Source organism: Paraburkholderia sp. 35.1, from assembly GCF_050436525.1.
Classification (GTDB): Bacteria; Pseudomonadota; Gammaproteobacteria; order Burkholderiales; family Burkholderiaceae; genus Paraburkholderia; species Paraburkholderia tuberum.
In genome coordinates, this window is record NZ_JBNDMJ010000003.1 from 309,058 (window position 1) to 329,854 (window position 20,797).

The window sequence follows — 20,797 nt, forward strand, 5'->3', positions numbered from 1 at the left end:
TGTGCCCAAACGCTCAGAGAGCACGCGTGACTATCCACTCTCGTCAGGTTCGGCCCTTCACTGCTCCGGTTCCGAGCCGCTACTATGGCCTCTGCTGACTCCCGCCAGCCCATCCCGGCACCTTGCGATGCCAGTAGCACAAGGCAGACTGACGGGGCTCCCAGGGTAATGCGCGCGACCTTCCTGCTTATGCCTGTCGGATCTACGTCGTGGCGTTCCGTGCAAGTATTGGGCTTTACAGATCTTGGACTGCTCACCCCGCCACACCGCCTGATATCCGCTTCCTGTTCGTCAGGCCAGCATTTTGCCTGCGGCTTCCTTCAGATTCCGCCTTACGACGGACACCCTTGCCGTTCAGCTAGCACTTCCCCTTGCCGGGTGTGCAGAGGACTTTCACCCCCAAGTCATCCGGCTCGCCACCACAGCGGGTCGGACAGCGCCAGTCACGGCGCTACGCGCCATGCCTGGCGCACCAAAAAACAAAACCGCCCTCCAAGGGCGGTTCTGTCATCGCTGCGGCCGGTTGGCGCGCTTCAGCGCTGACGCAGCGGCGACTCAGTGCCAGCCGCGATGTTGGTCGTAGTGACCGCGCGCATAGTCGCCGCGGCCCGGCGGATGGTGACGATACCAGTCGTTGCGCGCCCAGTAGCGATGGCCGTCCCAGTAACGGTCGCCATGCCAGCCGATCACGATTTGCGGACCGCCGTAGTACACGGGAGCCGGCTGATAGACGACGGGCGGCGGCGGAGGCGGCGGCGGTGCGTAGACCGGCGCCGGTGCGACGTAGACCGGCGCGGGAATGCCGATATTGACCCCGACGTTGAGCCCCGCGGCCATCGCGGCACCCGATGCAGCCAACGTCAACACGCCGAACACAAGCGGAACAATACGAGCGGACTTCATTGATCACCTTTGTAGGAACATGTTTTGTTGGCGGAAATATAACGCAAAGGCAGCAACACGCGTATTTCAACTTTGTAATAACTGATGCTGAAAATCGCCTCGCCGGCGGTGGCGTAATGTCTGGTTACACACGCCAGACGGCGGTGAAAAAGCACCCTCCGCGCGGGCGCCGGCTCGCGGCCTGGCTGACATCCCGAAAACGAACATTTTAAAGTTCGAAAGAACATATCTGTTCTATATTTCTCACCACAGTCATCCGATCACCGCTCGGAGACGAGGCAAAAAAAATATTAAATTATCGAGAAAAATCAAGGAAACACGTCGCAACGCCTATGGTTTCCCCCGATATCCAGGTCGTTTCCAAGTGGTAGGATGACTGCCATTGAAAACCAATAAATGTTCGAATTCGCGCATACTCGAGCACTGCGTCGGAAGCAACCGCTCAATGCGCCACGGAGACTGATTTTGAAAACGATCAAGGGATTGCGCTGGTGGATCATCGCCCTCGTGTGCGTTGGGACGATCGTCAACTATCTGTCGCGCAACGCGCTCGGGGTGATGGCGCCCGAGCTGATGAAACTGCTGCACATGAACACGCGGCAGTACTCGTACGTGGTCGGCGCGTTCCAGGTCGGCTATACGGTGATGCAGCCCGTCTGCGGCCTGATCATCGATCTGATCGGCCTGCGCCTCGGTTTCGCGCTGTTCGCGTGCCTGTGGTCGCTGACCGGCGTGTTCCACGGTTTCGCGGGCAGCTGGTTTTCGCTCGCGGCGCTGCGCGGTTTCATGGGCCTGTCCGAAGCGGTCGCGATTCCGGCCGGCATGAAGGTCGTCGCCGAATGGTTTCCCGATCGCGAGAAATCCGTCGCGGTCGGCTACTTCAATGCGGGCACCTCGCTCGGCTCGCTGCTCGCGCCGCCGCTCGTCGTTTTCCTGTCGCTGCGCTACGGCTGGCAGAGCGCGTTCGCGGTGACCGGCGCGCTCGGCTTCGTGTGGGCCGCCGCATGGTTCGTGCTGTACCGCTCGCCCGCCGAGCACAAGCGCGTGAGCGATGCCGAGCGCGCCGCGATCGTCGAAGGCCAGGCACCGCCCGCCGCGCGCCGCGCGAGCGTGCGTGAAGTGCTGCGCACGCGCCGCTTCTGGGCGATCGCGCAAGCGCGCTTTTTCGCCGAGCCCGCGTGGCAGACGTTCAGCTTCTGGATTCCGCTGTATCTCGCCACGCAGCGTCATATGGATCTGAAGCAGATCGCGATGTTCGCGTGGCTGCCGTTTCTCGCCGCGGACCTAGGCGGTCTGTTCGGCGGCTATCTGTCGCCATTCCTGATGAAGCATTTTCGCGTGCCGCTGATCTGGTCGCGCATCTCGGGCGTCGTGCTCGGCGCGCTGATGATGATCGGGCCGGCATCGATCGGTCTCGTCGCGTCGCCCTACCAGGCCATCGCCCTCTTCTGCGTCGGCGGCTTCGCGCACCAGATGATCTCGGCGCTCGTCAACACGCTCGCCGCCGACGTATTCGATCCGGGCGAAGTCGGCACCGTCGCCGGCTTCGCGGGCATGGCCGCGTGGATCGGCGGCCTCGGCTTCTCCCTGACGGTCGGCGCGCTTGCCGATTCGATCGGCTACACGCCGCTGTTCGGTGCGCTCGGCGCATTCGACATCATCGGCGCGACGCTGCTGATCATCCTGATGCGCGGTGTGCCGCGCCACGGCCGCGCGCGCCGCGCCGAACTGAGCGTCAACACGGCTGCCTGACCTTCCTCGAAGACTCATCATGCGTTCACAGATCAATCTCAAACATCCGCCGCGCTTCGCGCTCGTCCCCCACGCTGGCGACCCGGCGGCCAACCCGGTCGTGCTAAGCGCGCAGCCGAATTGCCGCATCGAGCTGTTCGTGCTCGCCGAGGACATCATCCGCGTGCTCGTGCTGCCGGACGGCGAAACGCGCGGCCCGCGCACATGGGCGATCGCGCCCGGGATCGACGACGTGCCGCTCGAAGGCCGCGAGCGCCGCGACCTGAGCGGCTTCACGCCGCCGCCGTTCACGGTGAACGAAGCAGCCGGTCACATCGAGATCGAAACGGCGCGCGTGCGCGTGAGCGTGGCGCTCGAAGGCGGCGCCTGCGCCTGGGACATCCTGCACGAAGGCACATGGCATCGCGTGATGAGCGATCGCAAGACCCAGGCCTACAACTTCGGCTGGTGGGACTCGCGCGTCTATCACTACGTCGAGCGGCGCCGCGACGAAATGTACGTGGGCCTCGGCGAGCGTGCCGGCTCGCTCGATCGCGCGCAGCAAAGCTACGAGATGCGCAACATCGACGCGATGGGCTACAGCGCGCGCACCACGGACCCGCTGTACAAGCACATCCCGTTCTACGTGACGTGGCAGCCGCAGACGACGACGGGCTTCGGCCTGTTCTACGACACGCTCGCCGATTGCCGCTTCGACATGGGCCGCGAGCTCGACAACTATCACGGCCACTATCGGCACTTCATCGCCGAGCATGGCGATCTCGACTACTACTTCATCGCATCGCCCGGCTCGCCGCTCGACGCGGTGCGCCGCTTCACGTGGCTCACCGGACGTCCCGCGTGGATGCCGAAGTGGGGCCTCGGCTACTCGGGCTCGACGATGAGCTATACCGACGCGCCGGACGCGCAACAGCAGATGGGCAAATTCATCGAGCGTTGCCGCGAACACGACGTGCTGTGCGATTCGTTCCATCTGTCGTCGGGCTATACGTCGATCGGGCCGAAGCGCTACGTGTTCAACTGGAATCACGACAAGTTTCCGGACATCGACGGCTTCGTGCGGAGCTATCTCGATCACGGCGTGCGTCTGTGCGCGAACATCAAGCCGTGTCTGCTGCAAGACCACCCAGCGTTCGACGACGTCGCCCACGCCGGCCTGTTGATCGAAGCGCCCGATGGCGATCCCGCATGGGTGCAGTTCTGGGACGAAGTCGGCGCGTACCTCGACTTCACGAATCCCGCGACGATCGACTGGTGGAAAGCTCGCGTGAAGGACGCACTGCTCAAATACGGCATCGCGGCCACCTGGAACGACAACAACGAGTTCGAGATCTGGTCGCCGCAGGCGATCGCGCGCGGCTTCGGCAAGCCCTATCCGGCATACCAGGCGAAGGTGCTGCAGACGCAGCTGATGATGCGCGCGTCGCACGACGCGCAGCGCGAGCACGCGCCTGACAGGCGCCCGTTCCTCGTGTCGCGCTCGGGCGGCGTCGGCATGCATCGCTACGTGCAGACGTGGTCGGGCGACAACTACACGTCGTGGGAAACGCTGCGCTTCAATCTGAAGATGGGTCTCGGGCTCGCGATGTCGGGCGTGTCGAATAGCGGTCACGACATCGGCGGCTTCTCGGGTCCGGCGCCGGAGCCGGAGCTGTTCGCGCGCTGGGTCGCGTTCGGCATCTTCCTGCCGCGCTTTTCGATTCACTCGTGGAACGACGACGGCACCGTCAACGAGCCGTGGATGCATCCCGAAGTCACGCGGCACGTGGCAGACCTGATCAAGCTGCGCTATCGCCTGATCCCTTATCTCTACGAGCTGCTGTGGCAATCGCATAGCGCGTACGAGCCGGTGCTGCGGCCGCTGTTCGCGGAGTTTCCGCACGATCCGCGCTGCCTCGTCGATGGCGACGACATGATGCTCGGCTCGTCGATGCTGGTCGCGCCAGTGGTCGATCCGGGCCGGAGCACGCGCGCCGTGTATCTACCGGCCGGTTCGCGCTGGGTGTCGTACTGGAGCGGCGAAACGTTCGACGGCGGCCAGACCGTCACGTTGCCCGCGCCGTTCGAGCGGCCGGTGTTCCTGCTGCGTGAAGGCAGCGTGATTCCGCTCAACATCGCCGAGCAGCATTTTGGCCGCCCTGCCGACGAACGCGCATTCCTCGCGGTGCCGTCTGCCGACGCGGGTACCGCGCAAGGCGGCTCGATCGAGGACGACGGCGAGACCGAAGCCTGGCGCAACGGCGAGCAAGGCCGCTGGAACGTCACGCTGACGGGCGACGCAAACACTTTGCGGGTGACGCTCGAGCGTTCGCAATGGATGCCGCGCGTGCAGCCGCAAGTGCGCGTGTTCGTGCCGATGCGCGAAACACGCGCGGTCGTCTGCGCTAACGGCACGCTCGTCACCGATCACACCGCGCACGGCTGGCGCTGCCTGACGATTTCGGTGCCGCACTGAACAACACACCGCACCGGCCTGAGGGATCAGGCCGACCCATCAGTCTGGAGACATCCCAACCATGAAAATAAACCAGCGCGCGCGCACCCGCGCGTTCGTCCTCTGCTGCCTGCCGTTTGCGGGCACCGCGTTGTCCACCAGCGCATCGGCGCAAAGCAGCGTCACGCTGTATGGCGTCGTCGACAATGCGTTCGCCTATGCCAGCAACCAGAAGGGGCATTCGAATTTCTACATGAGCCAGGGCAACCTGCAGGCGAGCAAGTTCGGCTTCCTCGGCTCGGAAGATCTCGGCGGCGGCACGAAGGCGATCTTCCGGCTCGAGAGCGGCTTCAATTCGCTGACTGGCGCGCAAAGCACCGCGGGCTACCTGTTCAATCGCCAGGCCTATGTCGGCCTCGCGAACGACCGCTACGGCACGGTGACGCTCGGCCGCCAGTACACACCCTACTTCCAGATGGTCGGCGCGCTCGGACCGACCGGCGTGCTGACCGGCGCGACCGGCGCGCACCCCGGCGATCTCGACGCCCTCGACACGACGCTGCGCTTCAATAATTCGGTAACCTACCTATCGCCGACGATCGGGGGCCTGCAGGCAAGCGCGCAGTATGGTCTCGGCGGCGTGCCCGGCAGCGTCGCGAACGGCAGCCTGTTCAGCGCGGCGCTGCGTTATGACTTCCAGCCCGTGTCGCTCGCAGCCGGCTACGTGAAGCTGAAGGACATTTCGACGAGCGCGGCGCTCGGCAGCTTCGCGATCAACTCGCCGGTCAACAACGGTTACGCGAGCGCGCGCAGCGCGCAACTGTTCGCCGCGGCGGGTCGCTATACGTGGCACGATCTGATGGTGGGCCTCAACTACTCGAATGTGCAGTACGCGCCGGGCCACGGCTCGCTGTTCTTCGACAAGGCCGTGTTCAACACGTACGGTGCGATCGCGACGTACCGGATCACGCCGAGCGTGACGGTCGGCGGCGGCTATAGCTTCACCCAGGCAAGCAAGGCGAACGGCATCAGCGATCCGGCGCACTATCATCAGATCTCGCTCGAACAGACCTACAACCTGTCGACGCGCACCACGCTGTACGCGCTCGAGGCCTATCAGCATGCAGGCGGCAAGTCGCTGATCTCGTCGGGCAGCGGTGTGACCATCGCCGACGCGGTCGCGGTGGTCGGCGACTCGCAGAACACGACGCCGTCATCGGGTCCGTCGCAGTTCGTCGGCATGGTGGGGTTGCGGCACGCGTTCTAAGCGAGGCGGTCTCGGTCAGCGGCACGACGGGATCAGTCATGCGGACTCCTTGCCTGCCGCGCCGGATCTGGCGCGGTTTTCTGCGGACCAGCGTGGCGGGCTAACGGCGCCATGCATTGATCAGCAGACCTGCCTATTCACGTAGGACGTGGTCACACGCTGGAGGGCGGGGAATGTCGCTGACATCGCTGAAGTAGCGAGCGAGATCAAAATCAAGCCGCGCAAAAACAAAAACCCCGCAGAGCCTAGACTCTGCGGGGTTTCGCCACCATTGCTGGCGGAGACGGAGGGATTCGAACCCTCGATCCAGGTTTTGGCCCAGATGCTCCCTTAGCAGGGGAGTGCCTTCGACCTCTCGGCCACGTCTCCCAAACTTTCTGTCGCACAGGGAGTCAGAGCGACGAAGCCAAGATCATAGCGGGCCGGGCCGATAAGGTCAATGTCTGACGAACATTATTTGTGCCAACGTGGCGTCTCATCACGCAATTCATTCACATGAACGCCAATCGGGTAGGAGGCGGGGTTGCCCCCGCCGTCCTCCCACAACACCGGACGTACGGATCACGTATCCGGCGTTTCCTGACGACTGGATTGCTCCAGCGAGCTTCGTTTCGTTCGTCGTGTCGCCTGTCGTTCAATGGACACCCCAACCTCTCTCAGGCTTCCGGCCGTCAAGTTTGATCGCAGGCTCCCGGCTGTGCCGAGACTTGTGCCCAAACGCTCAGAGAGCACGCGTGACTATCCACTCTCGTCAGGTTCGGCCCTTCACTGCTCCGGTTCCGAGCCGCTACTATGGCCTCTGCTGACTCCCGCCAGCCCATCCCGGCACCTTGCGATGCCAGTAGCACAAGGCAGACTGACGGGGCTCCCAGGGTAATGCGCGCGACCTTCCTGCTTATGCCTGTCGGATCTACGTCGTGGCGTTCCGTGCAAGTATTGGGCTTTACAGATCTTGGACTGCTCACCCCGCCACACCGCCTGATATCCGCTTCCTGTTCGTCAGGCCAGCATTTTGCCTGCGGCTTCCTTCAGATTCCGCCTTACGACGGACACCCTTGCCGTTCAGCTAGCACTTCCCCTTGCCGGGTGTGCAGAGGACTTTCACCCCCAAGTCATCCGGCTCGCCACCACAGCGGGTCGGACAGCGCCAGTCACGGCGCTACGCGCCATGCCTGGCGCACCAAAACAAACGGGACGCTCTAGAGCGCCCCGTTTTTCCCGCCACTTATGCCTGATCGAGTTCGAAGGCCTTATGCAGCGCGCGTACCGCGAGCTCCATGTACTTTTCGTCGATCAACACCGAAATCTTGATCTCCGAGGTCGAGATCATCTGAATGTTGATGCCCTCTTCCGACAGCGTGCGGAACATCTTGCTGGCGATGCCGACGTGCGAGCGCATCCCGACGCCGACCACCGACACCTTCGACACCTTCGGGTCGCCCAGCACCTGCTCGGCCTGGACGTGCGCCTTCACCGTGCCGGTGAGGATTTCCATTGCACGCGCATAGTCGCCGCGGCCGACCGTGAACGTGAATGCCGTCTTGCCCTCGACGCTCTGGTTCTGGATGATCATGTCGACATCGATATTCGCGTCCGCCACCGGGCCGAGAATCTGATACGCGATGCCCGGCTTGTCGGGCACGCCCATCACGGCGATACGAGCTTCGTCGCGCTGGAACGCGATACCCGAGATGACTGCTTTTTCCATGGTCTCGTCTTCTTCAAAAGTAATCAGGGTGCCCGACTTCATTTCTTCGTCGAGTGGCATCAGCGGATCGGTCAGGCTCGACAGCACGCGCGTTTTCACCTGATATTTGCCGGCGAATTCCACCGAGCGGATCTGCAGCACCTTCGAACCTAGGCTGGCCATTTCCAGCATTTCTTCGAACGTCACGCGGTCGAGCCGGCGCGCTTCTTCAACGACGCGCGGGTCCGTGGTGTACACACCGTCGACGTCCGTGTAGATTAGGCACTCGTCGGCCTTCAGCGCGGCCGCGACCGCGACTGCCGACGTGTCCGAGCCGCCGCGGCCGAGCGTCGTGATGTGGCCGTCCGGGTCAATGCCCTGGAAGCCGGTGATCACGACCACCTTGCCGGCTGCGAGGTCTTGCATGACGCGCTCGCCGTCGATGTCGCTGATGCGCGCTTTCGTAAACGCGCTATCGGTCTTGACCGGCACCTGCCAGCCTGCGTAGCTGACCGCTTCGACGCCGGCTTCCTGCAGCGCGATCGCGAGCAGACCCGAGCTGACCTGCTCGCCGGTGGCGGCGATCATGTCGAGTTCACGCGGGCTCGGTTGAGTCGTGATCTCTTTCGCGAGGCCAAGCAGGCGATTGGTTTCGCCGGACATTGCCGACGGCACGACGACCATCTGATGGCCGGCCTTGTGCCATTTCGCGACGCGCCTGGCGACGTTCTTGATGCGCTCGACCGAGCCCATCGAGGTGCCGCCGTATTTATGTACGATGAGTGCCATTGTCGTTCTGAACTGGAAGAGAAACCGCGCTGGCGCGCTGGAGACGACCGCACAGAAAGCACAGGGGCGCAACGTCTCGTGAACGGCGGCAAAGTGTGTGGCGGCGTAGATGCAGCACGCGTGCAGCACGCGCGGATTTGCCCGGGATGAAATCGCAAATGGCTGATCGGAATTGAACGGCGACGACGGATCACGCACGCCTGCCGGCACTAACGACCGATAGCGACAAAAGCGACGGCGAAATCGGGTCGGGCAAACAAGTTAAAGTACCTGATTAGGCGCAAAAAGACAAGACGCAACGAGCGCTCAAATGCGTCGAATCAGGCCTGCAATGGCCTGTTTTATCGTTGATTTGCGCCCTGTTTCACGCTTTCGACATCTGCACGCACCGCTTGCGCGACTGTCCGACCGGCGCTCAGGCGATCAGCAGATCCTCGCGCCAGACGATTTTCACGCACGCTTCGCGCTCCGGAGATGCGTCGCGCACAGTCCCGCGATTCACGCCGATCAGCGGCACGAACAGCAGTTCATCGCCAACGTAAAGCAATGGCACGTCGCGCTTCCATGCGGGAATGCCGCGCTCCTGAAACAGGTTCTTCAGCGTGCGGCTCGGCGCGTTCGGCACACCGACGCGCATGCGTTCTCCGCCGCGGCGCGCCCGCACGCTTAGAGAGGCTCGTTGCAGGACGCTGACGGGAACCATGTCGCATGCTTCGTTACGTGGCGCTGCGTGCGTTGCGTCGGCTACGTCGGAAGCAGCGACTGCATCCACCATCGCGAACACGAACGTGCCGCGCCATTGCGGCAAATGCCAGATCTCTTGCCCTTGCCACGCGAGTTCACTGATCTCGCGCTCGACGAGCGCGGTTTCGTCGGCGGGTTCGCTGCTATCGCCGGCTTCCCAGTAGACGAGGCCGCGATAGCTGCGCAACGCATGCCCCGCATGATCGATGCGCAGCCGATGTCCGTCCTGCCCCGCTGCCACTTCGCGCAACTGCCGCAGTGCATCCGCGACACGCGCGCTCGATGCCGCGACGAAGCCGAGCGTACGCATCCAGTAGCGCAGCAGATTCAGCGCGCGATCGTCGTCGAGAGCGAGCAGCACGTCGTGCGCGAGGGCGCGTCCTTCATCGCGCGACGCGCTTTCCATGTCGGCGCGCGCGAGCGTGTCGAGCAATCGCTGCGCCGATGCCGAATGCGCGGCCGTGCGCGCGAGCGCATCGCGAAAGCCCGGGAAGTGCACCGCGAGCACCGGCATCACCTGATGACGCAAGGCGTTGCGCGCATAACGCGTGTCCGCGTTCGATTCGTCGTCGATCCAGCGCAGCTTGCGCGCGCTCGCATAGTGTTCGAGCTGCGCGCGCAGCAGATGCAAAAGCGGCCGCACACGTGTCGTCGACGCACCTGTCGGCAGCGAGCCGGGCGCCATCGCCGCGAGACCCGCGAGCCCCGCGCCGCGCAGCAGTTGCAGCAGCACGGTCTCGGCCTGATCGTCCGCATGCTGCGCGAGCCATAGCGTGCCAATGCCGTGCGTTGCGCACATCGCTTCGAGCGCGCGATAACGCGCGTCGCGTGCCGCGCCCTCGATGCTCAGGCCCGGCGCGCGCGAAACATCCACGCGTCGCGCGTCGAATTCGACGCCACGTTCGCGCGCGAAAGCCTCGCAGTGCGCGAGCCACGTATCGGCATGTGGACTCAAACCATGATGCACGTGCAGCGCGATACAGCGTGACGCACCCGCGACGCGCACCGCCGCGTCGAGGAGCACGCTCGAATCGACGCCGCCGCTGAATGCGACCGCAATGCGCGCGTTCGAATCGAGCCCGGACAGCGCGGCGCCGAGCGCCTCGATCACGAGGCGCTCGGCGGATGAGTCGGCGGTGGTGGTCACGTCGTTAGCGCGGAAAGCGCCGGTGGACGAAAGAGACAGGCCAACGCGCGGGCTTATGCGCCCGGCGTCGTTTCCTTGAATTTGCCGTACGCCATCAGCCGTTCGAAACGGCGTTCGCGCAGGTCGTTGGTGCTCATACCCTGGAACTGGCGCAGCGAATCGGCGAGCGCACGGCGCAGCATCGCCGCCATGCCCTTCGGATCGCGATGCGCGCCGCCGAGCGGCTCGTTGACGATCTTGTCGATCAGACCGAGCGCCTTCAGACGATGCGCGGTCAGGCCGAGCGCCTCCGCTGCTTCCGGTGCCTTGGCGGCGCTTTTCCACAGGATCGATGCGCAGCCTTCCGGCGAGATCACCGAGTAGGTCGAGAACTGCAACATCAGCACGCTGTCGCCCACCGCGATAGCGAGTGCGCCGCCCGAGCCGCCCTCGCCGATGATCGTCGCGATCAGCGGCGTCTTCAGCTCGGCCATCACGTACAGATTGCGGCCGATCGCTTCGGACTGGCCCCGCTCTTCCGCGCCGATGCCCGGGTACGCGCCCGGCGTGTCGATGAACGTGAAGATCGGCAGGCCGAACTTCTCGGCGAGGCGCATCAGCCGCTCGGCCTTGCGATAGCCTTCCGGACGCGGCATGCCGAAGTTGCGCAGCGCGCGCTCTTTGGTGTCGCGGCCCTTCTGATGACCGATCACCATGCACGCCTGGCCGTTGAATCGCGCGAGACCGCCGACGATCGACAGATCGTCCGCGAAGTTGCGGTCGCCATGCAGTTCATGGAAGTCGGTGAACAGCTCGCTCACGTAGTCGAACGTGTACGGACGCTGCGGATGACGGGCGATTTGCGAAACCTGCCACGGTGTGAGGTTCGCATACAGATCTTTGGTGAGCTGCTGGCTCTTCTTGGACAGCCGCTCGATCTCTTCCGAAATATCGACGGCCGAGTCGTCCTGCACGAAGCGCAATTCTTCGATCTTCGCTTCGAGTTCAGCGATCGGCTGTTCGAAATCCAGAAACGTGGTCTTCATTGGTTGTAATCCTTGGACTTACCGGGCAGCGCGTATTCTAACCGCGTGCGCCGATGTCAAAACCATTTCTCAACTATCGATATCATATACGCGATAGTCTTTGAAACGGCTTCGTTTCCTGTTCTTCTTTAGTAGTCGACCGGTAACGGATCGAGACTACGCCACATGTACCAGGTCGCCACCGTGCGCCACGGCTCCCAGTTCGCGGCAACCTCGCGCGCTTCGCTGCGCGTGACGGGTTCGCCGCTGAAATAGTTGACGCTGATCGCGCGGATCAGGCCGAGGTCGTCGAGCGGTAGCACATCGGGACGCGACAGGTTGAAAATCAGGAACATCTCCGCGGTCCAGCGGCCGATGCCGCGAATCTGCGTGAGTTCGGCGATCACCGCCTCGTCGTCCATCGACGTCCACTTGCCGACGTGTAACGCGCCCGACACGAAATGCCTCGCGAGATCGAGCACGTACTCGGCCTTGCGTTTCGACAAACCGCACGCGGTCAGCTTCTCGATACCGAGCTTGATGAACTGCTGCGGCACGAGCTTCGGACACGCGACTTCGACCCTCGCCCACACGGCCTGCGCCGAGGCGACCGAGATCTGCTGGCCGACCACCGAGCGCGCAAGCGTGACGAACGGATCGCCACGACTCAGCAAATGCACGGGGCCGAACTTTGGAATCAGCTTCTTCAAAATGCGATCGCGCTTGACGAGATCCGCGCACGCCTTGTCCCAATACGCGGGACGCGTGACCTCAGGCGCGAGACCGCCGATCTGCACCGGCACCGCGACTTCGTTCGCGAGCGATGCGACACCGGCCGCTTCGCCGCCCGCGCTTTCCGTGCTCGCCGAGGTGGCCGATACGCGCGTCTTGCGCACGACTTCGCCCGCGTTCTTGTCGCGCGCGAGTTCCTGCACGTCGCCGGCGAGCTCGGCAGCGAGTTTGGCCGGCAACGCACCGTTGCCCTTCGCCCGCGACGCCGTTTTCGCGCGTTTCGCAGGCGCGTGCGCAGCTTCAGTGCCCGCGCCATTGAGCGAGCGTTTGGCCGCGTTCTTCTTTGCCGCGGCCGAGTCGGCTTTCGCCGCCGCCCCGCCCGCTTTCGAGGGCGCTTTGTCTACCGCGCCGCCGCCCGCACGAGTCGACTGAGCTGCGGCAGCCGATGCTGCGGCAGCCGACGCTGCGGCTGCCGCACTGGTTTGAGACGCCGCGCGTTTAGCCGGCGTCTTCGTGGCCGTTGCCATCCTGCCTCCTGCCTGGCGAGTCGTTCAGAGGGAAGTACGAGGTGCGCTCACACGCGCCGCCACTCGGTCAACCCGCCGGGTTTGTCTTCAAGGGCAACGCCGGCATCGAGCAATTCGGCCCGGATCCGGTCTGCTGCCGCATAGTCCTTTGCCTGCTTGGCGGCGATGCGCGCGGCGATCTTCGCTTCGATCGCGACGGGCTCGAGCGCGCCTTCGGCTGCAGCACCCGCTGCCTGCTGCAGGTATGCACGCGGTTCGCGTCCGAGCAGCCCGAGCACCGCGCCAAGCGCGCGCAATTGACGGGCCAGCGCGGGGTCGCGCGTGCGGTTCACTTCGGTGGCCAGCTCGAACAGCACCGACACGGCCACCGGCGTGTTGAAGTCGTCGTTCATTGCCGCCTGGAAACGCTGCGCGTACGCTTCGTTCCAGTCGAGCACGGCGCTATCGGGCGTCACGTCTTTCAACGCCGTGTACAAACGCGCGAGTGCATTGCGCGCGTCGTCGATATGTACGTCGCTGTAGTTCAACGGCGAGCGGTAATGCGCGCGCGCGATGAAGAAACGCACCACCTCTGCATCGTACTGCGCGAGCACTTCGCGAATCGTAAAAAAATTGTTCAACGACTTCGACATCTTCTCATTGTCGATCTGTACGTAGCCGTTGTGCATCCAGTAATTGACGAATGTTTGTCCGGTCGCGGCCTCACTTTGCGCGATCTCGTTTTCGTGGTGCGGAAACTGCAGATCCTGGCCGCCACCGTGAATGTCGAACTGTTCACCGAGCAGCGTGCAGCCCATCGCCGAGCACTCGATGTGCCAGCCGGGACGACCGCGCCCGTACTTCGAATCCCAGCCGCTGTCGGCCGGTTCCTCGGGCTTCGCCTGCTTCCACAGCACGAAGTCGAGCGGGTCCTGTTTCGCGTCGTTGGCCGCCACGCGTTCGCCAGCGCGCAGGTCTTCGAGCGACTTGCCCGACAGCTTGCCGTAGCCTGCGAATTTGCGTACCGCGTAGTTGACGTCGCCGTCGCTCGCCTGGTAGGCGTAGCCGTTTTTCTCGAGCGTCTCGATCATGCCGAGCATCTGCGGAATGAAGTCGGTCGCGCGCGGCTCGATATCCGGACGCTCGATGCCGAGCGCGTCCGCGTCTTCATGCAGCGCGGCGATGAAGCGATCGGTCAGCGATTTGATGGTTTCACCGTTCTCGACTGCGCGCCTGATGATCTTGTCGTCGATATCGGTAATGTTGCGCACGTAAGTCACGTTGTAGCCAAGCGCACGCAACCAGCGCTGCACGATGTCGAACACGACCATCACCCGCGCATGACCGACGTGACAATAGTCGTACACGGTCATCCCGCAGACGTACATCCGCACGACACCTTCGCGCAGCGGCACGAAAGTCTGTTTGTCACGCGCGAGCGTGTTGTAAATGCGCAGAGATTCCATAGAGAGCGGTGCGTGGGCCGAAAGAAGTCCGCATTGTGCTTCATGCGCGCCGCGACCCGCGAAACGAACAGGATAACGGGTGCATCGCATACAGCTGAAACCGGCGCACCTCGTGCGGCGATCAGGCTGCAGACGAGGCTGCGAACCGGGCGGAGACGGCCACGAGTGGCGAAAAGACAGTCGGCGGTTCGACGGAACGCGCAGACCTTTTGTTAGAATGGCTCGGAGTATAACATCCAGACCTGAGCCTATGAAACACTCCAGCGGCCGCGCGCACAGCGCTGCGACCCTCGCCGCGACTGCGTTTGGCAACGTTGTCGGTGGCGTTACTTTCGAAGCGGCGCGTGCCCTCGCGTGGCGCGTCACCGTCGTTGCCGCACTTGCCGCGGTGCCGGTCGCGAGCGCTTATGCGCAGAAGACCGCGGTGATGCCGCAAGGCCCCGCCGTGCGTGACAATACGCCGGAAATCGACGCGTTGATCGCGCAGAAAAACTGGCAAGCCGCGCTGACCCAACTCGATGCGCGCGTCGCCGCGAATCCGCACGACGCACAAGCGAAGTTCAAACGCGCAAACGTGCTCGTGCATCTGAATCGCGACGACGAAGCGATCACGGCGTTCACCGAACTCACGCAGCTGTATCCCGAGTTGCCCGAGCCGTACAACAACCTCGCCACACTCTTCGCGAGACAAGGCCGTCTGACCGAAGCGCGCGCGGCGCTCGAGATGGCCACCCAGGTCAATCCGAACTACGGCCTCGCGTTCGAGAACCTCGGTGACCTCTATCTGCGCCTCGCCGATGCCGCGTACCGTCGCGCGGAGAGCCTCGGCAAGGCGAGCCCGAGGACCGCGCAGCGTCTCGCGGATATCCAGAAGGTCGTGTCGCCGGCAACACCCGCTACCGCGGCGTCACAGCCAGCCGCCGAGCAGACGACCGTGCCCGCCGCGCACCCCACGTCGAACATCACGGACAGCCCGAGCTTCCAGTTCGGCGGCCCGAATGGCTCGCTCGCCATGCCGCCGTACATGGCGCCGTCGCGCTGAGCGCCGGGCTCGTTGCCTGCCGCAAGTTTTCTCCAACCCCGAGGACTTTCATGAAATGGTTGATGTTGGCGCTCGGCAGCGCCGCCCTGATCGCAAACGCACCCGCCTTTGCGCAGTCCGGTTCGCAGGCCGCTCATCCTTCCGTGCTGCTGAAGACGTCGGAGGGTGACATCCGCGTCGAGCTGTATCCCGAGAAAGCGCCAAAGACGGTCGCCAATTTCCTCGACTACGTGAAAGCCGGCCAATATAGCGGCACGATCTTCCATCGCGTGATTCCGGGCTTCATGATCCAGGGCGGCGGCTATACGCAGAGCTTCGTCGAGAAGCCGACGCGCGCGCCGATTCCGCTCGAGAGCCGCACCGGTCTGAAGAACACCGCTGGCACGATCGCGATGGCGCGCACCAGCGACCCGAATTCGGCCACCGCGCAGTTCTTCATCAACACGGTGGACAATGCCAATCTCGACTACCCGAATCCGGACGGCAACGGCTACGCGGTATTCGGCAAGGTCACGAGCGGCATGGACGTCGTGAAACGCATCGAAGCCGCGCCCACCACCACGCGCGGCCCGATGAGCGATGTGCCGCAGAAGCCGATCGTGATCCAGTCGGCGACGGTGGTGAGCAAGTAAAAACGAACGGGCAAGCGAACCCGCGCGGCCGAAGCCCGGCCCCAACCAACGCCCCGGCGCGGCCGGTCGTCAGCACATGACGACGCGCCGCGCCTTTTATCCACCTGTTCATCAAAGGATTCCATCATGGTTGAACTGCATACGAACCACGGCCTCATCAAACTCGAGCTGAATGCCGAAAAGGCGCCGAAGTCGGTCGAGAACTTCCTGAACTACGTGAAGGCCGGCCACTACGACAACACGGTGTTTCACCGCGTGATCGACGGCTTCATGATCCAGGGCGGCGGCTTCGAACCCGGCATGAAGCAGAAGCCGACGGCCGAGCCGATCACCAACGAGGCGAACAACGGTCTGAAGAATGAGAACGGCTCGATCGCGATGGCGCGTACCAACGACCCTCATTCGGCGACCGCGCAATTCTTCATCAACGTGAACGACAACGACTTCCTGAACCACTCGTCGCCGACGCCGCAAGGCTGGGGCTATGCGGTGTTCGGCAAGGTCGTCGAAGGCATGGACGTGGTCGAGAAGATCAAGAAGGTCAAGACCGGTTCGAAGGGCTTCCACCAGGACGTGCCGGTCGATGATGTCGTGATCGAAAAAGCTGTCGTCGTCGGCTAAACCGTGAGTGAGTCGCGCCTCATGCGGGCGTCGACTCCTTTGAACTGAAATCAGGCACCTTCAATGCTGCAAGAGACGCCGCTGCGAAGCGTCGCCGCGGGCGTGCCAGGCGAGGGCCAACGCCCGCACGCCGCGCGCCCTTTTTTCTTCCTCTCCGATCTGCATCTGAGCGAGGCGATTCCGCGCACGGTCGCCGCGTTCGAGCATTTCATCCGCGTGAGCGCGGAAGCGGCCGGCTCGGTGTTCATCCTCGGCGACCTGTTCGAGTACTGGGTCGGCGACGACATGCTGAGCGAGCCGTTCGTCGCCCATATTGCGGCGCTGCTGCACACGCTGTCCGAGCGCGGCATCGCGCTTTACATCATGCACGGCAACCGCGACTTTCTGCTGGGCAAGCGCTTCATGAAAGCGGCCGGCGCCATCTGGCTGCCCGATCCGTTCGTGATTACCGCGTTCGGCACGCGCATTGCGCTCGCCCATGGCGATGGTCTGTGCACCGCGGATCGCGGCTATCAGTTGTTCAGGTGTTTCGCGCGCAATCGACTCGCGCAGATTCTGTTTCTCGCGTGGCCGTTTCGTTGGCGTCGCAAGCTCGCCGAGAACATGCGCTCGAAGAGCGAGCATGGCCGCACGCGGCCGATGCCGATCAAGTATGACGTGACCCCGCAAGGTGTCGCCGCGCTGTTCAGGAAATCGAAGACCGCGACGATCATTCATGGGCATACCCATCTGCCCGCACGACATCGCGAGCCGGGCGGCACGCGCTGGGTTCTGCCCGACTGGGATCTCGATCACGGCGAGCGCCGGGGCGGCTATCTGAAGATCGATGCCGACGGGATTCGAGCGTTGCCGCTGGATTGACCTCGTGGGTACGGCGTGCGCTTCGCGCTGCCGAGGCGCCGATACCTAGCGCTCCCCCGCCAGCCCCTCCACCTTCCCCGCGATCGCCGCCGATAGCCGCCGCAAATCGAGCAACGCCGCATCCGCGCCTTGCAGACCTTCGAGGCTCGTGCCGAGCCGCTCGAGCGCATCGACGATTTCATCGATACGTCGCGCCTGAGTAGCCGCATGGTCGATCAGACCGTGAATCGCGAGCGAAACCGGATCGTCCGCGTTGGGCGTGATGCCGTATGCGCAAAACGCGCTGATTTCGCTGCCGCGCTTCGCGTCACGCGCGGCGTTGTTCGCATTCGGGTTCGCACCGTTCGCAGCCGCCGCGGCCGGCACGATGATCCGCGCCGGATTGCCGAGCGCCGTGCCACGCGCGGGCACCGGCTTCGTCACGACCGCGTTCGATCCGATCTTCGCGTCCGCGCCGACGGTGAAGCCGCCGAGCACCTTCGCGCCCGCACCGACGATCACACCACGCTCGAGCGTCGGATGCCGCTTCGCGCCGCGCGTGAGCGACGTGCCACCGAGCGTCACACCCTGGTAGATCGTGCAGTCGTCGCCGATCTGCGCGGTCTCGCCGATCACGACGCCCATGCCGTGATCGATGAACACGCGCCGCCCGACGCTCGCGCCCGGATGAATCTCGATGCCGGTCATGAAGCGCGCCATCTGGGACACGAAACGCGCGAGCCAGCGGCGCTTCGCGCGCCAGCACGCGTGAGCGATCCGATGCAGCACGAGCGCGTGCAGCCCCGGATAACACGTAAGCACTTCCCATGCGCTGCGGGCGGCGGGATCGCGCTCGCGGATGGTGGCAACATCTTCGCGAAGTCTCGTGAACATGGCAGGGACTGTATTGTTGGGGGAAAACCGTCTGCGTGAGCGAATCCGCGCGGTTTGCGCATGCGGGACTCTGCGTTTCGCGCCATAGCTAACGGCATCGCTGCCGCTTAGCACGGCGGCAGCTTTGCTTCTAACGTTTCGTGGATTGTAGGGCGATTGCGCGAAACCTGCCGGAAGTCCCCGTCACCTGCAAGGTTGTCGTCAGACGAAGGCGGCGCATCAGGTGCGCCGTCACGGGCTGGTCAACGGACCGTCAGCCGGTCCGCCGGGTCTTGAGCAGGATGTGCTTGGAGATGCCGCGCACGATGTTGACCTCCTCGCGCTCGAGGCCCGAGCGCGCGAAGAGCCGCCGCAGCCGTGACATCAGCTTCTTCGGATTGGCCGGATCGAGAAACTCGAGCGCGACCAGTGCGCTTTCCAGATGCGCGAACATGCTCTCGATCTCGTCGCTGGCCGCCATCTGCGCGCGTGGAGCGGCGGATTCGGCCGGCGCCGCGTGTGCTCCCGCGGTGGGTGCGCCGTCGCTCGCTTCGTCGGCGCCGAGGTACGCGGTGCGTAGCTCGTAGGCGAGCACCTGCACCGCCTGCGCGAGATTGAGCGAGCTATAGGCCGGATTGGCCGGAATATGCGCGATCGCGCTGCATCGCTCGACGTCCTCGTTCGACAAGCCCGTGCGCTCGTTGCCGAACACCAGCGCGATCTCGCCGTGCATCGCCTCTGCGTGCGCGGCGGCGGCAGCCGCACGCGGCGTCCATTGCGGCGGACCGTATTCGCGCAGCCGCGCGGTGAGCGCAATCGACCAGTGCACGCCAGTCAGTGCATCGGCGAGCGACGGCACCACGTGCACGGAGGCGAGTACGTCATCGGCGCCGCTCGCCATCGCGATCGCTTCGGGGTCGTTCTGCACGTTCGGCACGCGCGGCGACACGAGCACGAGCCGCGAAAAGCCCATGGTTTTCAGCGCGCGCGCCGCGGCGCCGACATTGCCCGGATGGCTGGGCTCGACCAGCACGAAACGCGTCGACGTGAAGCCGCCGCGCAAATCGGCCACGGCGGGGTCGGAGGAATGGTGGGTGTGATCCACGATGAAACTCGGCTGGCTAGGACTCAAGACGCGTATGGTAGCGCCAACGGGCACTTATGCCGAATCAGGCGCACGCGCGAGCCACGCGCGCGGACGAGGGCGCAGCATCGGACCGGCACCGGCGGGCGCCTGTGCGGTACATCAGCCGCACGTGAGCGAGCACCTGCGCGAGGGCGCCCGGACTCAGGTAAAATACCGCTTTTCGCGTCCGGCGCCGACGTTTGCTGAAGCTTGCGTCGAACCGGTCGCACCGTTCTTATTCAATTCGTCTCCGTCGACGGAATGCTCTCCGGTTTGATAGCCGGTCTGCTGTTCCGTGCTGTTTTTGCGTCGTTGCGGCGCCCGTCAGCGCAGTTTCGCGCTTATTTACCGGCCGGCAGCCGTGCTGCCCCGGCACAAGGATCAGTTTATGCATCCCATGCTCAATATCGCTGTGAAGGCCGCGCGCCGCGCAGCTCAGATCATCAACCGCGCATCGCTCGATCTCGATCTGATTCAGGTCAGCAAAAAGCAGCACAACGATTTCGTCACGGAGGTCGACAAAGCGTCCGAAGCGGCGATCATCGAAACGCTGAAGACCGCTTATCCCGATCACGCCATCCTCGCCGAAGAGTCGGGCAAGTCGGACCACGATTCCGAATACCAGTGGATCATCGATCCGCTCGACGGCACCACCAACTTCATCCACGGCTTCCCTTACTACTGCGTGTCGATCGCGCTCGCGCACAAGGGCGTCGTCACGCAGGCCGTCGTCTACGATCCGACCCGCAACGATCTGTTCACCGCATCGCGCGGCCGTGGCGCGTTTCTCAACGATCGCCGCATCCGCGTCGCCAAGCGTGACCGCCTGGCCGACTGCCTGATCGGCACCGGCTTTCCGTTCCGCGCGCAGGACAGCCTCGAATCGTACGGCCGTCAGTTCGCCGAGATGACCGAAGCCTGCGCCGGCCTGCGCCGTCCGGGCGCCGCCGCGCTCGATCTGGCCAACGTCGCGGCCGGCCACATGGACGGCTTCTTCGAGCAGGGCCTGAACGCATGGGACGTCGCGGCGGGCAGCCTGCTGATCACCGAAGCCGGCGGCCTGGTCGGCAACTACACCGGTGATTCGGAGTTCCTGCACGTCGGCGAAGTCGTCGCGGGCAACCCGAAGGTCTACGCGCAGATGGTTCCAATCCTGTCGCGCTACAGCCGCACGCGTCAGCAGTCGGCGTAAGGTGCGCCGCCGCGGCCAGTCCGCGGCAACGCATAACGGT

The 20,797-nt window shown here is 64.1% G+C and carries 16 protein-coding genes and 1 tRNA gene; 8 read left to right on the top strand and 9 right to left on the bottom strand.

Features of this window, described 5'->3' with window-relative positions:
• Nucleotides 1-555: 555 nt before the first annotated feature.
• Nucleotides 556-903, bottom strand: a complete 348-nt coding sequence (locus OKW27_RS21425; RefSeq protein WP_429334790.1) for a hypothetical protein — start codon at nt 901-903, stop codon at nt 556-558.
• Nucleotides 904-1,368: 465 nt separating this feature from the next.
• On the opposite strand from OKW27_RS21425, the gene OKW27_RS21430 reads away from it, so the two are divergent.
• The 3 genes from OKW27_RS21430 to OKW27_RS21440 all read left to right on the top strand — a co-directional run bounded on the left by OKW27_RS21430 (nt 1,369) and on the right by OKW27_RS21440 (nt 6,356).
• Entirely contained in the window at nt 1,369-2,655 is a 1,287-nt protein-coding gene (locus tag OKW27_RS21430; protein ID WP_090805357.1) for an MFS transporter, read from the top strand.
• Between the two features lie 19 nt (nt 2,656-2,674).
• Complete coding sequence (locus OKW27_RS21435) at nt 2,675-5,110, top strand: TIM-barrel domain-containing protein (RefSeq protein ID WP_429334791.1); 2,436 nt, start codon at nt 2,675-2,677, stop codon at nt 5,108-5,110.
• A 61-nt stretch (nt 5,111-5,171) separates the two neighbouring features.
• Complete coding sequence (locus OKW27_RS21440; protein ID WP_090800656.1) at nt 5,172-6,356, top strand: porin; 1,185 nt, start codon at nt 5,172-5,174, stop codon at nt 6,354-6,356.
• A gap of 275 nt (nt 6,357-6,631) precedes the next feature.
• On the opposite strand, the gene OKW27_RS21445 is transcribed toward OKW27_RS21440, so the two are convergent.
• The 6 genes from OKW27_RS21445 to cysS all read right to left on the bottom strand — a co-directional run bounded on the left by OKW27_RS21445 (nt 6,632) and on the right by cysS (nt 14,431).
• Nucleotides 6,632-6,725: transfer RNA gene (locus OKW27_RS21445), tRNA-Ser, on the bottom strand.
• 856 nt (nt 6,726-7,581) lie between these two features.
• Nucleotides 7,582-8,832: an aspartate kinase gene (locus OKW27_RS21450; protein ID WP_090800687.1), complete on the bottom strand. Its 1,251-nt coding sequence runs from the start codon at nt 8,830-8,832 to the stop codon at nt 7,582-7,584.
• Between the two features lie 415 nt (nt 8,833-9,247).
• Complete coding sequence (tilS, locus tag OKW27_RS21455) at nt 9,248-10,723, bottom strand: tRNA lysidine(34) synthetase TilS (RefSeq protein ID WP_429334792.1); 1,476 nt, start codon at nt 10,721-10,723, stop codon at nt 9,248-9,250.
• A 53-nt stretch (nt 10,724-10,776) separates the two neighbouring features.
• Nucleotides 10,777-11,748: an acetyl-CoA carboxylase carboxyltransferase subunit alpha gene (locus OKW27_RS21460; RefSeq protein ID WP_090800690.1), complete on the bottom strand. Its 972-nt coding sequence runs from the start codon at nt 11,746-11,748 to the stop codon at nt 10,777-10,779.
• A 128-nt stretch (nt 11,749-11,876) separates the two neighbouring features.
• Complete coding sequence (locus OKW27_RS21465; RefSeq protein WP_429334793.1) at nt 11,877-12,986, bottom strand: DNA-3-methyladenine glycosylase family protein; 1,110 nt, start codon at nt 12,984-12,986, stop codon at nt 11,877-11,879.
• A gap of 47 nt (nt 12,987-13,033) precedes the next feature.
• The gene (gene cysS, locus OKW27_RS21470; protein WP_429334794.1) at nt 13,034-14,431 is read right to left on the bottom strand and encodes a cysteine--tRNA ligase; all 1,398 of its coding nucleotides are present in this window, start codon (nt 14,429-14,431) and stop codon (nt 13,034-13,036) included.
• 250 nt (nt 14,432-14,681) lie between these two features.
• Here cysS and OKW27_RS21475 point away from each other — a divergent pair, with 250 nt between their 5' ends.
• From OKW27_RS21475 to OKW27_RS21490, 4 genes are all read left to right on the top strand, one after another.
• Nucleotides 14,682-15,473 carry a tetratricopeptide repeat protein gene (locus tag OKW27_RS21475; RefSeq protein ID WP_090800695.1) on the top strand — a complete coding sequence of 264 codons (792 nt, stop codon included), beginning with the start codon at nt 14,682-14,684 and terminating at the stop codon, nt 15,471-15,473.
• A gap of 50 nt (nt 15,474-15,523) precedes the next feature.
• Nucleotides 15,524-16,105 carry a peptidylprolyl isomerase gene (locus OKW27_RS21480; protein ID WP_429334795.1) on the top strand — a complete coding sequence of 194 codons (582 nt, stop codon included), beginning with the start codon at nt 15,524-15,526 and terminating at the stop codon, nt 16,103-16,105.
• Between the two features lie 126 nt (nt 16,106-16,231).
• Nucleotides 16,232-16,726 carry a peptidylprolyl isomerase gene (locus OKW27_RS21485; protein WP_090800697.1) on the top strand — a complete coding sequence of 165 codons (495 nt, stop codon included), beginning with the start codon at nt 16,232-16,234 and terminating at the stop codon, nt 16,724-16,726.
• A 63-nt stretch (nt 16,727-16,789) separates the two neighbouring features.
• The gene (locus OKW27_RS21490) at nt 16,790-17,587 is read left to right on the top strand and encodes a UDP-2,3-diacylglucosamine diphosphatase (RefSeq protein ID WP_429334796.1); all 798 of its coding nucleotides are present in this window, start codon (nt 16,790-16,792) and stop codon (nt 17,585-17,587) included.
• Nucleotides 17,588-17,632: 45 nt separating this feature from the next.
• Here the strand turns inward: OKW27_RS21490 and cysE are convergent, their stop codons facing one another.
• Nucleotides 17,633-18,460: a serine O-acetyltransferase gene (cysE, locus tag OKW27_RS21495; RefSeq protein WP_429334797.1), complete on the bottom strand. Its 828-nt coding sequence runs from the start codon at nt 18,458-18,460 to the stop codon at nt 17,633-17,635.
• Nucleotides 18,461-18,713: 253 nt separating this feature from the next.
• Nucleotides 18,714-19,544, bottom strand: coding sequence for an RNA methyltransferase (locus OKW27_RS21500; protein ID WP_429334798.1), 831 nt, complete (start codon nt 19,542-19,544; stop codon nt 18,714-18,716).
• A 409-nt stretch (nt 19,545-19,953) separates the two neighbouring features.
• Between OKW27_RS21500 and OKW27_RS21505 the strand changes: the two genes are divergently transcribed.
• Nucleotides 19,954-20,757: an inositol monophosphatase family protein gene (locus OKW27_RS21505; RefSeq protein ID WP_184057275.1), complete on the top strand. Its 804-nt coding sequence runs from the start codon at nt 19,954-19,956 to the stop codon at nt 20,755-20,757.
• Nucleotides 20,758-20,797: the final 40 nt, after the last annotated feature.

Coding starts and splice junctions, on each gene's coding strand:
- OKW27_RS21435 (WP_429334791.1), top strand. CDS start 2,675: ATGCGTTCACAGATCAATCTCAAACATCCGCCGCGCTTCGCGCTCGTC.
- OKW27_RS21440 (WP_090800656.1), top strand. CDS start 5,172: ATGAAAATAAACCAGCGCGCGCGCACCCGCGCGTTCGTCCTCTGCTGC.
- OKW27_RS21425 (WP_429334790.1), bottom strand. CDS start 903: ATGAAGTCCGCTCGTATTGTTCCGCTTGTGTTCGGCGTGTTGACGTTG.
- OKW27_RS21460 (WP_090800690.1), bottom strand. CDS start 11,748: ATGAAGACCACGTTTCTGGATTTCGAACAGCCGATCGCTGAACTCGAA.
- OKW27_RS21480 (WP_429334795.1), top strand. CDS start 15,524: ATGAAATGGTTGATGTTGGCGCTCGGCAGCGCCGCCCTGATCGCAAAC.
- cysS (WP_429334794.1), bottom strand. CDS start 14,431: ATGGAATCTCTGCGCATTTACAACACGCTCGCGCGTGACAAACAGACT.
- OKW27_RS21465 (WP_429334793.1), bottom strand. CDS start 12,986: ATGGCAACGGCCACGAAGACGCCGGCTAAACGCGCGGCGTCTCAAACC.
- OKW27_RS21490 (WP_429334796.1), top strand. CDS start 16,790: ATGCTGCAAGAGACGCCGCTGCGAAGCGTCGCCGCGGGCGTGCCAGGC.
- OKW27_RS21450 (WP_090800687.1), bottom strand. CDS start 8,832: ATGGCACTCATCGTACATAAATACGGCGGCACCTCGATGGGCTCGGTC.
- cysE (WP_429334797.1), bottom strand. CDS start 18,460: ATGTTCACGAGACTTCGCGAAGATGTTGCCACCATCCGCGAGCGCGAT.
- OKW27_RS21475 (WP_090800695.1), top strand. CDS start 14,682: ATGAAACACTCCAGCGGCCGCGCGCACAGCGCTGCGACCCTCGCCGCG.
- OKW27_RS21485 (WP_090800697.1), top strand. CDS start 16,232: ATGGTTGAACTGCATACGAACCACGGCCTCATCAAACTCGAGCTGAAT.
- OKW27_RS21505 (WP_184057275.1), top strand. CDS start 19,954: ATGCATCCCATGCTCAATATCGCTGTGAAGGCCGCGCGCCGCGCAGCT.